15 protein-coding genes are annotated in these 13,846 nt (G+C 72.0%); 11 read left to right on the top strand and 4 right to left on the bottom strand.

Going from position 1 to position 13,846, the window contains the following annotated elements; all coding sequences use genetic code 11:
- The first annotated feature begins 30 nt into the window (after positions 1–30).
- Genes AB0F10_RS19700 through crtI form a run of 7 tightly spaced genes read left to right on the top strand, consistent with a single transcriptional unit; the run spans position 31 to position 5,929 of the window.
- Positions 31–834: an SDR family NAD(P)-dependent oxidoreductase gene (locus AB0F10_RS19700; protein WP_360626604.1), complete on the top strand. Its 804-nt coding sequence runs from the start codon at positions 31–33 to the stop codon at positions 832–834.
- A gap of 25 nt (positions 835–859) precedes the next feature.
- Positions 860–1,348 carry a YbaK/EbsC family protein gene (locus tag AB0F10_RS19695; protein WP_360626601.1) on the top strand — a complete coding sequence of 163 codons (489 nt, stop codon included), beginning with the start codon at positions 860–862 and terminating at the stop codon, positions 1,346–1,348.
- A 4-nt stretch (positions 1,349–1,352) separates the two neighbouring features.
- Positions 1,353–2,063: a monooxygenase gene (locus AB0F10_RS19690; RefSeq protein WP_360626598.1), complete on the top strand. Its 711-nt coding sequence runs from the start codon at positions 1,353–1,355 to the stop codon at positions 2,061–2,063.
- Entirely contained in the window at positions 2,060–2,641 is a 582-nt protein-coding gene (locus tag AB0F10_RS19685; protein WP_360626595.1) for a GNAT family N-acetyltransferase, read from the top strand. Before AB0F10_RS19690 ends, AB0F10_RS19685 begins: the two co-directional genes overlap by 4 nt.
- A gap of 2 nt (positions 2,642–2,643) precedes the next feature.
- Complete coding sequence (locus AB0F10_RS19680) at positions 2,644–3,393, top strand: carotenoid biosynthesis protein (RefSeq protein WP_360626592.1); 750 nt, start codon at positions 2,644–2,646, stop codon at positions 3,391–3,393.
- The gene (locus AB0F10_RS19675) at positions 3,390–4,484 is read left to right on the top strand and encodes a glycosyltransferase family 2 protein (RefSeq protein ID WP_360626589.1); all 1,095 of its coding nucleotides are present in this window, start codon (positions 3,390–3,392) and stop codon (positions 4,482–4,484) included. Before AB0F10_RS19680 ends, AB0F10_RS19675 begins: the two co-directional genes overlap by 4 nt.
- Positions 4,481–5,929 carry a phytoene desaturase family protein gene (crtI, locus tag AB0F10_RS19670; RefSeq protein WP_360626586.1) on the top strand — a complete coding sequence of 483 codons (1,449 nt, stop codon included), beginning with the start codon at positions 4,481–4,483 and terminating at the stop codon, positions 5,927–5,929. The genes AB0F10_RS19675 and crtI overlap by 4 nt, the downstream gene beginning before the upstream one ends.
- A gap of 54 nt (positions 5,930–5,983) precedes the next feature.
- Here crtI and AB0F10_RS19665 read toward each other — a convergent pair whose 3' ends face one another.
- Positions 5,984–6,907, bottom strand: a complete 924-nt coding sequence (locus tag AB0F10_RS19665) for a LysR substrate-binding domain-containing protein (RefSeq protein ID WP_360626583.1) — start codon at positions 6,905–6,907, stop codon at positions 5,984–5,986.
- Between the two features lie 176 nt (positions 6,908–7,083).
- Here AB0F10_RS19665 and AB0F10_RS19660 point away from each other — a divergent pair, with 176 nt between their 5' ends.
- Genes AB0F10_RS19660 through AB0F10_RS19650 form a run of 3 tightly spaced genes read left to right on the top strand, consistent with a single transcriptional unit; the run spans position 7,084 to position 10,405 of the window.
- Positions 7,084–7,728 (top strand): succinate dehydrogenase cytochrome b subunit, encoded by a 645-nt coding sequence (locus tag AB0F10_RS19660; RefSeq protein WP_360626652.1) that lies wholly within the window; start codon positions 7,084–7,086, stop codon positions 7,726–7,728.
- Between the two features lie 2 nt (positions 7,729–7,730).
- The gene (locus tag AB0F10_RS19655) at positions 7,731–9,665 is read left to right on the top strand and encodes a fumarate reductase/succinate dehydrogenase flavoprotein subunit (RefSeq protein WP_360626580.1); all 1,935 of its coding nucleotides are present in this window, start codon (positions 7,731–7,733) and stop codon (positions 9,663–9,665) included.
- Positions 9,665–10,405 (top strand): succinate dehydrogenase/fumarate reductase iron-sulfur subunit, encoded by a 741-nt coding sequence (locus AB0F10_RS19650; RefSeq protein WP_360626577.1) that lies wholly within the window; start codon positions 9,665–9,667, stop codon positions 10,403–10,405. The genes AB0F10_RS19655 and AB0F10_RS19650 overlap by 1 nt, the downstream gene beginning before the upstream one ends.
- On the opposite strand, the gene AB0F10_RS19645 is transcribed toward AB0F10_RS19650, so the two are convergent.
- A complete protein-coding gene (locus AB0F10_RS19645) occupies positions 10,381–11,937 on the bottom strand; it encodes a glycosyltransferase family 2 protein (RefSeq protein ID WP_360626574.1) in 1,557 nt (518 codons plus the stop codon). The genes AB0F10_RS19650 and AB0F10_RS19645 overlap by 25 nt on opposite strands.
- On the bottom strand, positions 11,934–12,101 hold the full coding sequence (locus tag AB0F10_RS19640) for a hypothetical protein (RefSeq protein WP_360626571.1): 168 nt from the start codon (positions 12,099–12,101) through the stop codon (positions 11,934–11,936). Before AB0F10_RS19640 ends, AB0F10_RS19645 begins: the two co-directional genes overlap by 4 nt.
- A gap of 229 nt (positions 12,102–12,330) precedes the next feature.
- Here AB0F10_RS19640 and AB0F10_RS19635 point away from each other — a divergent pair, with 229 nt between their 5' ends.
- Positions 12,331–13,347, top strand: a complete 1,017-nt coding sequence (locus tag AB0F10_RS19635; RefSeq protein ID WP_360626568.1) for a hypothetical protein — start codon at positions 12,331–12,333, stop codon at positions 13,345–13,347.
- On the opposite strand, the gene AB0F10_RS19630 is transcribed toward AB0F10_RS19635, so the two are convergent.
- Positions 13,317–13,670: a hypothetical protein gene (locus tag AB0F10_RS19630; protein WP_360626565.1), complete on the bottom strand. Its 354-nt coding sequence runs from the start codon at positions 13,668–13,670 to the stop codon at positions 13,317–13,319. The genes AB0F10_RS19635 and AB0F10_RS19630 overlap by 31 nt on opposite strands.
- Between the last annotated feature and the right edge of the window lie 176 nt (positions 13,671–13,846).

Genomic DNA, 13,846 nt, shown 5'->3' with positions numbered 1-13,846 from the left:
CCGCCGCACCGACGATCAAGGGAGTACGGAATGCCGCGCACCGTAATGATCACCGGAGCCAGCTCGGGCGTGGGCCTGGCCGCAGCCGAGCAGCTGGCCGCACAGGGCGATCAGGTGATCGTGGTGGGCCGCAACCCGCGCCGCCTGGGCGCCGCGATGGCGCAGGTCCGAGCCGCCGCGACCGGCCCCGAGCCGGACGAGTTCCGCGCCGACTTCGATTCGCTCGACGAGGTGCGGGACCTGGCCGCGAAGGTGCTGGCGGCGTACCCGTCGATCGACGTCCTGGCGAACAATGCCGGCGGCATGGTGGGGTCCTACGTCCGCACCGCGGACGGCTTCGAGGCCACCATCCAGGGCAACCATCTGGCGCCCTTCCTCCTGACCCACCTGCTGCGGGACGCGCTGCGCGGCGGCCGGGTGGTCAACACCGCCTCGCAGGCGCATCGCGGGGCCCAGGTGAATCCGGACGATTTCGCCGGCTCGGCGGAGGGCTACAGCTCCTGGCGGGCGTACGGGCGCGGCAAGGCCGCGAACGTCCTCTTCGCCGCCGAGGCGGCCCGCCGCTGGCCGGACATCACCTCGGTGTCGTTCCACCCGGGCGTCGTACGCAGCAACTTCGGCACCGGCTCGGCGACCAAGCTCTTCTACCGGTTCGCCCCGTTCCTCACCTCCTGCGAGAAGGCCGGCGCCCTGCTCTCCTGGCTGACGACGGCGGAGGTCACCGACGGCGCCTACTACGTCGGGCACCGGGTCACCGCGCCGCACGCCCGGGCCGCCGACCCGCAGCTTGCCGCCCGGCTCTGGGATGCCAGCGCCGCCGCCGTCGGCGTGTAGGCGAGGCGCCGGGCACAATGAGCGGATGGAAAACCATCCCAACGTGCAGGCCGTGCAGTCCGCGCTCGAGAACGCCGACGCCCGCACGGCCGACGGTGGCTCGCCACGGATGACCGTTTTCGACGAGGGCGTGCACACCGCCGCCGCGGCGGCCGCTGCACTCGGCGTCGAGGTAGGACAAATCGCCAACTCGTTGATCTTCGACGCGGACGGCGAGCCGCTGCTGGTGCTCACCTCCGGCGCGCACCGGGTCGACACCGGGAAGCTCGCGGCCGCGCTGGGCCTGGCGAAGCTGGGCCGGGCCAAGCCGGAGTTCGTCCGGCTGCACACCGGCCAGCCGATCGGCGGCGTCGCCCCGGTCGGGCATCCGAAGCCGGTACGCACCCTGGTCGACACCGCCCTCGCCCAGTACCCGGAGATCTGGGCCGCGGGCGGGGTGCCCCAGGTGGTCTTCCCGATCACGTACGCCGAGCTGCTCCGCGTCACGGGCGGGGTGGCTGTGGAGGTTGCGTAGCGGGATGGGCGCCGCACCGCTGGTCACGCTGCACGTCTGGCGGGTGCCGCGGCGCGCGCTCGGCGGCGCCCTGCTGCGGATGGCACGCGACCCGAGGCGGCTGCGGGCGCTGCCCGGCGTGAGCTTCGGCAAGCTGCTCGGCACGGGCACCGGGGTCGGCTTCGGGCCGGGCGACGCCGACCTGACCCGGTACGCGGCCGTGCTGGCCTGGGACGATCCGGCCGGCGGCGACCTGGGACCGGTCGGCGCCGGGTGGGACGCGGCCGCGGTGCAGGCCGCCCGGGTCGACCTGACCCCGCTGGTCAGCCGCGGCACCTGGTCGGGCCGGGCGCCGTTCGGCGAGCCGGGGGCGGGTGCTCGCGGCAAGGAGGGCGCGGGTCCGGTGCTCGCGCTGACCCGGGCCCGGTTGCGGCCGGCCAGGGCGCTGACCTTCTGGCGGGCGGTCCCGCCGGTCGCCCGGGAGGTGGCCGCCGCGCCGGGGCTGCTCGCCCGTTTCGGCATCGGTGAGGCGCCGATCGTCTGGCAGGGCACTGTCAGCGTTTGGCGCAGCGCGGCAGATCTGACCCGCTTCGCGTACCGTCAGCCGGAGCACCGCGCGGTGATCGCACGCACGCAGTCCGTCCGGTGGTATGCCGAGGACCTGTTCGCCCGGTTCGCGGTGCGCGGCATCAGCGGCGACAGGGCCGTGCTGGGCTGGCAGGAAGGAGAGCGATGAGGCTCGTTCCCTGGCAGCCGGACGACATGCTCCGGCGGCTGGACGACGTGGTGAGCGTCTATGGCGAGGCGATGGGCTACCGCGCCGAGTTGCTGCAGACCCGCCGCGGCTACATCGGTGCGCACGTGCGGCGCGCCGGCTTCCGGGCCGTGGCCACCCTCACCACCGACGGGCGTCTCGCGGGCTTCGGCTACGGCTACGTCTCCGGGCCCGGCCAGTGGTGGCACGACCAGGTCCGCTCCGCCCTCGACGAGCCGGCCCGGCGTTACTGGCTCGACAGCTGCTTCGAGGTCGTCGAGCTGCACGTGCGGCCGAGCGCGCAGGGCCACGGCATCGGCGCCCGGCAGCTGCGCGCGCTGCTGTCGATGGCCGACGGCGCGACCGTGCTGCTGTCCACCCCGGAGGCGGACGAGCAGAAGTCCCGGGCCTGGCGGCTGTACCGGCGGTTCGGCTTCTCCGACGTGCTGCGCGACTTCATCTTCCCCGGCGACGAGCGCGCCTTCGCGATCCTCGGCCGGGAGCTGCCCCTCGCGGGCCATCCGGTGAGCCGGGACGCCACCGGAACCGTCGGCATCTGACGGTGGCCCGGGCGTTGCCGTGGGCGCTGCTCGGCGCCCTGATCCTGACCCAGATCAGCTACCCGCTGGCCGGCGCCGGCCCGCGCGCCGCGCTGACGGTGCTGACGGTGGTGCTCGGCTACCTGCTCTCGGTCTCGCACGCGCTGCTCACCCGGGGCGTACGGGCGGCGGCCGCGCTGATCGCCACGACGACCCTGTTCGGCTTCGCGGTCGAGGCGGTCGGCGTCGCGACGGGTTTCCCGTTCGGCACCTACGACTACTCCGGGCGGCTCGGGCCGAAGCTGCTCGGCGTGCCGCTGATCATCCCGCTGGCCTGGACCTGGATGGCCTGGCCGGCCTGGCTGGCGGCGCTGCGGCTGGCCCGGTCCAAGCCCGCGCGGATCGCGATCGCCGCCGTCGGGCTGGCGGCCTGGGACCTGTTCCTGGACCCGCAGATGGTCGCCGAGGGCTACTGGACCTGGCGTTCGCCGACGCCCGCGCTGCCCGGCGTGCCGGGCATCCCGATCGGCAACTATCTGGGCTGGCTCGGCTTCGCGCTGCTGCTCATGGCGGTGCTGGCCGCCGCGGCGGGCCCCCGGGCGGCCGTCGCCGCCGACGGGGACGCGCCGATGCTCGCGCTCTGGTTCTGGACGTACGCTTCCTGCGTGCTCGCTCACGCGGTCTTCCTCGGCCTGCCGGCCTCGGCGTTGTGGGGCGGCGTCCTGATGGGCGCGGTCGTGCTGCCGCTGGCCGTGCGGCTGTCCCGCCCATGATCTGGTTGACGCTGCTGCCGCTGGCGGCGCTGACCGGGCACACGATCGTGAACGCCGCCCTGCTGCGGCGCCTCGCGGCCGGGGAGACCACCACGGAACGCGTCGCCGTGCTGCTGCCGCTTCGCGACGAGGCCGGGCGGGTGACGCCGTGCCTCGCCGCCCTGCTGGGCCAGGCCGGCGTGCCGCACCTGGACATCGTCGTGCTGGACGACGGCTCGACCGACGGCACCGCGGACGTGGTCCGCGCCGTGGCCGGCGACCGGGTCCGGCTGCTGACGGGCGCGCCGCCGCCGGACGGCTGGCTCGGCAAGCCGCACGCCTGCGCGCAGCTCGCCGCGGCCGCCGGCGACGCGGACGTGCTGGTCTTCGTCGACGCGGACGTCGTGCTGGCCCCGGACGCGATCGCGGGGGGCGTCGCGCTGCTGCGCATCTCCGGGGCCGGCCTGCTGTCGCCGTATCCGCGGATCATCGGGGCGGGCCGGCTGGTGCAGCCGCTGCTGCAGTGGTCGTGGCTGACCTTCCTGCCGTTGCGGGCCATGGAGCGCTCGCCGCGCCCGTCGCTGGCGGCGGCCGGCGGGCAGTGGCTGGTCGCGGACCGGGCCGGCTACGAGCGGGCCGGCGGGCACGCGGCCGTCCGCGGCGACGTGCTCGAGGACATCGGGCTGGCCCGCGCGGTCAAGCGGTCCGGCGGCCGCATCGCGCTCGCGGACGCCTCGGCGTTCGCCGACTGTCTGATGTACCCGACGTGGCGGGACCTGCGGGACGGCTACAGCAAGTCGCTGTGGGCGTCGTTCGGCTCGCCCGCCGGCGCGGCCACCGTCGTGCTTCTGCTGGTCATCCTGTACGTGGCGCCGCCGGTCGCGGCCCTCGCCCTGTTGGGAGCCGGCGCGGTGGTGCCCGCGTTGTGCGGCTTTTTCGCGTACGGGATCGGGGTGCTGGGGAGGCTGGTCTCCGCGCGGGCGACCGGGGCGCGGGGCTGGCCCGACGCCCTGGCCCATCCGGTCTCGGTCCTGATCTTCGGGTGGTTGGTGGTGCGCTCGTTCGCGCTGCGCCGCCGCGGGCTGCTGACCTGGCGCGGCAGGCCGGTATGAGCGAGATCGTGGTGATCGGCGCGGGGGTCGGCGGGCTGGCCGCCGCCGCCCGGCTGGCCGCCGCCGGGCACCGGGTGGCGGTGCACGAGCGCGCGGCGACCGTCGGCGGCAAGCTCGGCCGCTACGAGCGCGACGGCTTCCTCTTCGACACCGGCCCGAGCCTGCTCACGATGCCGCGGGTCTTCGCGGACCTGGGGCTCGGCCTGTCGCCGACGGCGCTGGATCCGGTGGTCCGGCACGTCTTCGCGGACGGCTCGGTGCTGGACTCGAGCGCCGATCCGGGGGTCTTCCGGTCCCGGATCGAGGCGGCGTTCGGCGCGGGCGCGGGGGCGGACTGGGCGCGCTTCTGGGCGCGGGCCGAGCGGATCTGGGAGGCGTCCTGGCGCTCGGTGCTGCAGCGCGAGGTCACCCCCGCGACGCTCGCCGCGCTGTCCTGGCGGGTCGGCGACCTGGCGGCGATCGCGCCGTGGCGCTCGCTGCGCGGCCTGGGCCGCCGATACCTGCGCGACCCCCGGCTGCGGGTGATGCTCGATCGGTACGCGACCTACACGGGCGCCGATCCGCGCCGCGCCCCGGCGGCACTGGCCGCGATCCCGTACGCGGAGCTGGCCTTCGGCGGCTGGTATCTGCCGGGCGGCCTGGGCGGGCTGTCGGCCGCGCTGCTCGCCCGCTGTCGTGACCTCGGCGTCTCGATCACGACCTCGTCGCCGGTCGCGGGGATCCGCACGTCCGCCGGGCGGGCGACCGGGGTCGAGCTCCGCTCCGGCGAGGTCGTGCCGGCCGACATCGTCGTGTCCGACGTGGACGCCCTGACGTTGTACCGGGATCTGCTGCCGACGCCGGCCCGTCTCGGCGGCCTCGCCGACCGCAGCCTGGCGGGTTTCGTGCTGTTGCTCGGGGTCCGCGGGGAGACGCCGGAACTGGCGCACCACACGGTGTTCTTCCCGCGAAACTACGACGCCGAGTTCGACGCGGTCTTCGGCTCGCCGGCCACCGGCGCCCGGGCCCGGCCCGCCTCGGATCCGACGATCTTCGTGACCCGCGCCGAGGACCCGGCGGTGCGCCCGCCGGGCACGGAGGCGTGGTTCGTGCTGGTGAACGCGCCCCGGCACGGCACCTCGTACGGCGCGGTCGACTGGCGGCGGCCGGGGCTGGCCGAGGCGTACGCGGCGCACATCCTGGACCGGCTGGCCGAGCGCGGCCCGGACGTCCGCGACCGGCTGCTGTTCGCCGAGACGCGCACGCCGGCCGACCTGGCGCAGTCGGCGGGCGCGCCGGGCGGGACGATCTACGGGACCGCCGGCGGCCTGCTGCGCCCGGGCAACCGGGGCCCGGTGGACGGCCTGTACCTGGTGGGCGGCTCGACGCATCCGGGCGGTGGCCTGCCGATGGTCACCCTGTCCGCGAAGATCGTCGCCGACGCGATCGGCCGAGCGCGCCCGTAGCCGGTGCCCGCACGCGCAACGTCGCAGGAGGTCTTCGACCCCCGGTGACAGGGCCTAGGCGGGCTGGGCGCCGATCGGCAGCTCGCCCGTCGCGATGTGGTCCAGCAGCGTCGCGCGCAGCGCCTCGGCCGCGTGCGGCAGCACCGCCCGCCGCCGATGCGCCAGCGCGATCGTGCGGCGCATCCCGGGCGGCGCGAGCGGCGTCGCCCGCAGCAGCGGCCGGTTGACCAGCACCATGCTCGGCACCAGCGCCACGCCCAGCCCGGCCTCGACGAACGCGAGCACCGCGTCCATCTCGCCGCCCTCGACCGCGAACCGGGGCGTGAAGCCGGCCCGCCGGCAGGCCTCCATGGTCACGTCCCGCAGGTCGTAGCCGGGGCGGAACATCACCAGCGGCTGGTCGCGCAGTTCGTTCAGGTCGAGTTGCACGCGCGGCGTCGGCGGCGGACCGGACCGGACCGACGCGACGACCAGGCTCTCGCGCAGCAGCGGCGCGGTGTGCAGGGAGGCGTCGACGCCCTGCTCCGGCTGGACGATCAGGGCCAGGTCCAGGTCGCGGGCGAGCAAGTCGGCGATCAGGTCCGGCGAGCTGCCCTCGTTGACGTGCAACTCGATGTCCGGGTGCTCGCCGCGGAACCGGCGCAGCACCGTCGGGACCAGCGACGAGCAGAGGCTGGGCGTGGCGCCGACCCGGACCCGGCCGCGGCGCAGGCCGACGATCTCCTGGATCGCGTCGCGGGCGGCGTCCGCGTCGGCGACCATCCGGCGGGCGAGGGGCAGCAGGGTGTCGCCGGCCGCGGTGAGCCCGACGGCGCCGCGGGCGCGCTCGAACAGCGGCGCGCCGAGGGTCTCCTCGAGGGTGTGAATCTGCTTACTTAAAGTCGGCTGTGAGACGCCCGCCGAATCAGCAGCTTGGGTGAAATGCCGAGTTTCTACCACTGCTAGGAAGTATCGAAGCTGCTGTAGCTGCACTTTCATAGCCTATATCTATGATGAAACGGCCAATCATGCATTAGACGAATCGTCCAAAGCTACCTACCGTCCCAGGAGTGGCGGTAGATATCAGCACTCCAACTCGTAAGGCGACGGCGCAACCGGCGAAGAAGACGTCGGCGCCCAAGCCCCGCCGTCGCGGCGCACGGTCCTCGGTCGCGCTGAAGATCCTCATGGCCGTTACCGGCCTGCTGCTCGTGGGCTTCCTGTACGCCCACATGATCGGCAACCTGAAGATCTTCTTCGGCGCCGAGACCTTCGATCACTACGCGCACTGGCTGCGCACCATCGGCACCCCGCTGCTGCCCAGGGACTGGTACCTCTGGCTGCAGCGCGGCGGGCTCACCCTCGCCGTGGCCGGGCACATCGTCGCCGCGACGATCCTGGCCCGCCGGGCCCGCAAGGCGCGCCCGGTCCGCTACGTGCACCGCCCCAAGATCCAGGGCAGCTACGCCGCCCGGACGATGCGCTGGGGTGGCGTGATCATCCTGCTGTTCGTCATCTTCCACATCCTCGACCTGACGACCGGGACGCTGAACCCGGTCGGTGACCGGCAGCACCCGCACGCCAACGTGGTCGCCGACTTCGCGCCCGGCCGCTGGTACGTGACGCTCTTCTACACGCTCGCGATCGTGGCCGTCGGCTTCCATCTGCGGCACGGGCTGTTCAGCGCGGTCCGCACCCTGGGCCAGCGCACGGCCCGCGGCGAGCGCATCGCCCGCGGCGTCGCCCTGCTGCTCTCCGTCGTCCTGGTGGTCGGCTACCTGTCGGTGCCGTTCGCCGTGCTCACCGGATTGGTGGACTGATCATGTCGTTCTGGAACGACGGCGAGGACATCGCCGACAAGGCCGCACCGGACGGGCCCATCGAGACCCGCTGGGAGCGCCACAAGTTCGCCGCCAAGCTGGTCAACCCGGCCAACCGGCGCAAGCTCACGGTCATCGTGATCGGCACCGGCCTGGCCGGCGGCTCGGCCGCGGCGACACTCGCCGAGGCCGGCTACCGGGTGCGCTCCTACTGCTATCAGGACAGCCCCCGCCGGGCGCACTCGATCGCGGCGCAGGGCGGCATCAACGCGGCGAAGAACTACCGCAACGACGGCGACTCGATCTACCGGCTCTTCTACGACACGGTCAAGGGGGGCGACTTCCGCGCCCGTGAGTCCAACGTCTACCGGCTCGCCCAGGTCAGCGTGAACATCATCGACCAGTGCGTGGCGCAGGGCGTGCCGTTCGCCCGCGAGTACGGCGGCCTGCTCGACAACCGCTCGTTCGGCGGCACCCAGGTGTCCCGCACCTTCTACGCCCGGGGGCAGACGGGTCAGCAGTTGCTGCTGGGCGCGTACCAGGCGATGGAGCGGCAGATCGGCCTCGGCAACATCGAGATGTTCGCCCGGCACGAGATGCTGGAACTGGTCATCGTCGACGGCAAGGCCCGCGGCGTGGTCGTGCGCGACCTGGTCACCGGCGAGATCACCACCGACCTCGCGGACGCCGTCGTGCTCGCCTCCGGCGGGTACGGCAACGTCTTCTTCCTGTCCACCAACGCCAAGGGCTGCAACGTCACGGCGAGCTGGCGGGCGCACCGCAAGGGCGCGTTGTTCGCGAACCCCTGCTACACGCAGATCCACCCGACCTGCATCCCCGAATCCGGCAGCCATCAGAGCAAGCTCACCCTGATGAGCGAGTCGCTGCGCAACGACGGCCGGGTCTGGGTGCCGAAGCGCCGCGAGGACTGCGGCAAGCCGGCCGCCGACATCGCCGAGGAGGACCGCGACTACTACCTGGAGCGGATCTACCCGTCGTTCGGCAACCTGGTGCCGCGCGACATCGCCTCGCGCGCGGCGAAGAACGTCTGCGACGAGGGCCGCGGCGTCGGCCCCGGCGGCCTCGGCGTCTACCTGGACTTCGCGGACGCGATCGAGCGCCTCGGCAAGCCCGCGGTCGAGGAGAAGTACGGCAACCTCTTCGAGATGTACCAGCGCATCACCGGCGAGGACCCGTACGAGGTGCCGATGCGCATCTACCCGGCCGTGCACTACACGATGGGCGGCCTCTGGGTCGACTACGACCTGCAGTCGACGATCCCCGGCCTGTTCGTGATCGGCGAGGCCAACTTCTCCGACCACGGCGCCAACCGGCTCGGCGCGTCCGCGCTGATGCAGGGCCTGGCGGACGGTTACTTCGTGCTGCCGAACACGATCAACAACTACCTGGCGGCGGGCCCGTTCGACAAGGTCGCCGAGGATCACCCGGAGGTCGTGGCGGCGCGCTCGCAGGTCGAGGACCGGCTGGCCAAGCTGCTCGCGGTCGACGGCGACCGCACCGTCGATTCCTTCCACCGCGAACTGGGCCACATCATGTGGGAGTACTGCGGCATGGAGCGCACCGAGGAGGGCCTGACCAAGGCCATCAGCCTCATCCGCGGCCTGCGCGAGGAGTTCTGGACCCGGGTGAAGGTGCCCGGCACCGGCGAGCAGCTCAACCAGAACCTGGAGAAGGCCGGCCGGGTCGCCGACTTCTTCGAGCTGGGCGAGCTGATGTGCATCGACGCCCTGCACCGCGCCGAGTCGGCCGGCGGCCACTTCCGGGCCGAGAGCCAGACCCCGGAGGGCGAGGCAATGCGCCAGGACGACGAGTTCAGCTACGTCGCGGCCTGGGAGTTCGGCGGCGAGACGCCCACCCTGCACAAGGAACAGCTCAACTTCGAACACGTCCACCCGAGCACGCGGAGCTACAAGTAATGGACATCCAGGTAAGGGTGTGGCGCCAGCAGGGCCCCGGCGACAAGGGCCGCATGGTCACCTACGACGTCAAGGACATCTCCCCGGACGCGAGCTTCCTGGAGATGCTCGACGTCCTCAACGAGGAGCTGATCCTCGGCGGCGACGACCCGGTGGCCTTCGACCACGACTGCCGCGAGGGCATCTGCGGCGCGTGCAGCATGGTGATCGACGGCGTGGCGCACGGGCCGCAGAAGGCCACCACCACCTGCCAGCTGCACATGCGCCACTTCGCCGACGGCGACACGATCGACGTCGAGCCGTGGCGGGCGGCGGCGTTCCCGGTCATCAAGGACCTGGTCGTCGACCGCAGCGCCTTCGACCGGATCATCCAGGCCGGCGGCTACATCTCGGCACCGACCGGCACGGCACCGGACGCGCACGCCGCGCCCGTGCCCAAGCTGGACGCGGACGCGGCGTTCGAGGCGGCCACCTGCATCGGCTGCGGCGCCTGCGTGGCGGCCTGCCCCAACGGTTCCGCGATGCTGTTCACCGCGGCCAAGGTCGCGCACCTCGGCCTGCTGCCCCAGGGTCAGCCGGAACGGGCCAGCCGCGTGGTGGACATGCTGGAGGCCCACGACGAGGCGGGCTTCGGCGGCTGCACCAACGCCGGCGAGTGCACCACGGTCTGCCCGAAGGGCATCCCGCTGACGCTGATCGGCCGCCTCAACAGCGACTACCGCAAGAGCGTCGGCAAGTAGGCGGCATCCCCGGGCCCGGCGTGATCGTCCTCGCTGACGACCACGCCGGGCTCCGTCCGGTTGTGCTTCAGCGCCAGGTAGAAGCAGAGCATCGCGGGCAGCGCGATCAGCATCACCGGCAGCGCGCTGCCGGTCAGATAGATCGACACCGCCGTCAGCAGCACCCCGAAGATGATCTCCGCCCGGTTCGCCGCCAGCGCCTCGCGCAGGGTGAGCGGGCGGTCCTCCTTCGGCGTCACGACGAAGACCGACTTCCCGAACGCCGAGCTCACCGACGCCCGGAAGCTGATCAGCAGCATCGAGCCGTACAGCAGGATCGTGTGCAGCAGGTACCAGGCCAGGCGCCGCTTCGGCATGCTCCGGAAGTGGAAGATCACGTCGTTGAGCATGGGCGCGAGCAGGAACACGACGGTCGGTGCCAGCATCCACAGCGGATACACGATCCGGTAGCCCAGCATCGGCAGCACGACCACGTGTATCGCCACATAGACCGAGAACACCGCGGTCAGCGGCAGGTTGTAGGTGAACAGCACGATGTCGAGCTTCTCGAACCAGGTCATCCGCGACCGCATGATCACCCGGGTGTAGCGCTTGATGAACTCCATGTTGCCCTGCGTCCACTTGGAGTGGCGCTTCTTGAAGGCCAGGTAGTCGACCGGGTACTCCTCCTCGCAGACCACGTCGGGCGCGAAGACCGTGTAGTAGCCGGCGTCGCGGGCGGCGATCGAGAAGCACAGGTCCTCGGCGACCACGTGCGGGAAGCCTCCGGCCCCGTCGTAACACGCGCGGCTCACCATGGCGCCGTGCCCGAGCAGGGACAGGAAGCCGTGCCGGTCCTTCACCGTCTGGTACGCGATCCAGTGTGAGTCGACGCCGATGGAGAACATCCGCATGAACGCGTTGCGGTTGCGGGTGGCGATGTGGTTCGCCTGCACGATGCCGGCGTTCGGGTACCGGGCGAAGTAGTCCAGGCAGCGGTCGATGTAGCCGGGCGGGATGATCTCGTCGCTGTCCAGGATGACGAAGAAGTCGAACTCCGCCGTACCCAGGTAGTTGTTGAGATTGCCGGCCTTGAAGCCGGCGCGGTCCGCGCGCCGCACCACCCGCACGCCGTGCTCGGCGCCGAAGGCGTCGACCCGCGCCAGGTAGCCGGGGTCGGACGAGTCGTCGAGGATGACCACCTCGAAGTCGCCGTAGTCCTGGCGCATGCTGCGCAGCAGGCTGTCCGCGGAGAAGTCGTTGCAGGTGCAGTAGACCAGCACGACCCGCGGCTGCGCCGTCGCCGCCCGGCGCGGCACCACCGTCGCCCGCCGGGACGAGATCAGGTGGTAGTAGAGCGTGTAGACGACGTCCTTCATGCCGTTGAGCCAGAAGTAGGCGATGAAGACGGTGCTCGCCACGACCAGGCCGACGATCGGCCGGCCCGCGTGCGCGGCGGCGCCGATCTGCGTGACCGCGGCGTCCAGCAGCATCGCGAGCAGGACCGACCAGAGGGCCAGGATGACGAGGTAGAGCCGGGGAGACTTGGTCATCGGGAGCCGCCCCGCCGTCGCTTGAGCCGGCCGCTTACCGCCAGGACGGCGCCGACGCCGACGAAGAGCGCGCCGCCGATCGTGACCGCCGTCAGGCTGGCGGCCGTGCCGAGAATGGTGATTCCGCTGCCGGCCAGCGCCAATGAAGCCGAGTTGTCGTACATGGATATCCTCCCCTGAAGTGGTTTCGGTATCCACCTTGGACGGCTCATATGAATGACGGGTAAAGCGGTTCGTTCGGCGGCGTTTCACGCGCCCATGAGTCGATCATGTTTCGCCGATATGAACCCCATCGGCATTTCTACCGACCGTTAAGCCGGGCAGGTCAGCGGGTATTGTGAGAGCGTCATATGCATCGCGGAAACACAGGGTCCATACCGGAGAAATGGCGGCATGACATTCAAATTGGCCCATGTGCTGACCCTCACACTGTCGCTGCTACCGCTGGCGGCCTGCCGGCCCGAGCCGGCGCCGGCGGCGCGGTCGTGCCCGGCCGCGACACCGGCGACGTCGCCGTACTCGGGCCCATCGGACCGGATCCAGGGCGCCACCTGGGAGCCGACCTCCGACCTGCCCGGCGACCTGCGCCGCATGCGGGACGACTACTTCATCAACACCGTCAACGTGTACGGGCTGGAGCGGTGGAGCAGCGCCCGGCTGGACGCCTTCTTCGCCACCCTGACCGAGCTGGGCATGCGCGCCGTCGTGCGGCTCGAGGCGTACGACCCCAGCAGCTTCGCGTTCCGCCGCGAGGACGCCGCCGACGTGCTGGCCAGGCACGGCAGGCTGCTCGAACGCGCGCGCGGCGCCCCGGTGGCCTACCTCGCGCTGAACATGCCGGTCGACGACCCGCGCGTGCAGGAGCGGCTCGGCGGGATCAACTCGGCACTGTCGGCCGAGCGCCAGCCGGCGTACGCGGCGGAGTTGGTCCGGCTGGTCCGGCAGCGCGCCGGGACGACGCCGGTCTTCCTCGGCCTGTTCTACGGCTGGGACGGCTCGTACCGGATTCCGTCCTACCGCGACAGCGGCGCGGATGGTTACGTGCTGACCAGCTACAGCTATCCGGGGACTCGGATAGCGGACGCAAACAGCAGCACCGACGAGCTGATCGACGCCCGCCGGCTCGCGGACATCGCGGACCGGGCCACGGCCGGAATGCCCGGCGCGCCGCTGGTCGTCGAGTTCGGATTCCACACCCTCGCGGCTCAGCCGGAACGCCCGGACCAAACCGCGGGATTAGTGGCCGACATCACGGCTAAACACGCCGCCCTGCGCGCCACGACGCATTTCTATTGCGCCCGATACCCCGCCGTCATCGGCACGACCTATTTCGGCTACAACGTTTTCAAGGCGGAGGGTAACCCGCCGCGAACCCTCGACTACGGGCTGACGCCGCCGATCCCGGAATAGACGAAGGACGTCAGCGTCTCGATCGCCTCGGCATCGGAGAGTTCGCGGCCCAGCGCCGGACCCTGCCCCGACTGCCACATCGTCGTGAACGCCGGCACGAGCGTGGTGAAGACGGTCGCCACGACCAGCGGGTCGCCGGGCAGCCGCAGGCCGGACTCCCGCGCGCGGACCAGGTGATCGGCGATGTGGCGGATGTCGGGCTCGACCAGCTCCCGGGACCGCTCGGCGAAGGACGCGTCGACGGTGGCGGCCTGCTGCAGGGCCGAGAGCAGTGTGTGGTGCCGGCGATGGAAGTGCCAGTAGAGCGCCACGTGGTAGCGCACCGCGTCGCGGTCGCTGAAGTCGTCGCCGTGTCCTGCTGGTGCGCCCGGACGGTTACCTCGGATGCGCGGCGGACGGCACGGATCACGCGGCCGTCGAGGCGTACCTGCGCCGGATCGCGCCGGGGACGCTCACCGCGCCCCGGTGACGCCGCTCCCCGCGGGCGCGGCAGCCCGGC

The sequence above is a fragment of the Actinoplanes sp. NPDC026623 genome (assembly GCF_040638275.1).
Taxonomy (GTDB): Bacteria; Actinomycetota; Actinomycetes; order Mycobacteriales; family Micromonosporaceae; genus Actinoplanes.
The sequence above is the reverse complement of the archived record's forward strand: the minus strand, read 5'-3'. Positions and strand labels throughout refer to the sequence as shown.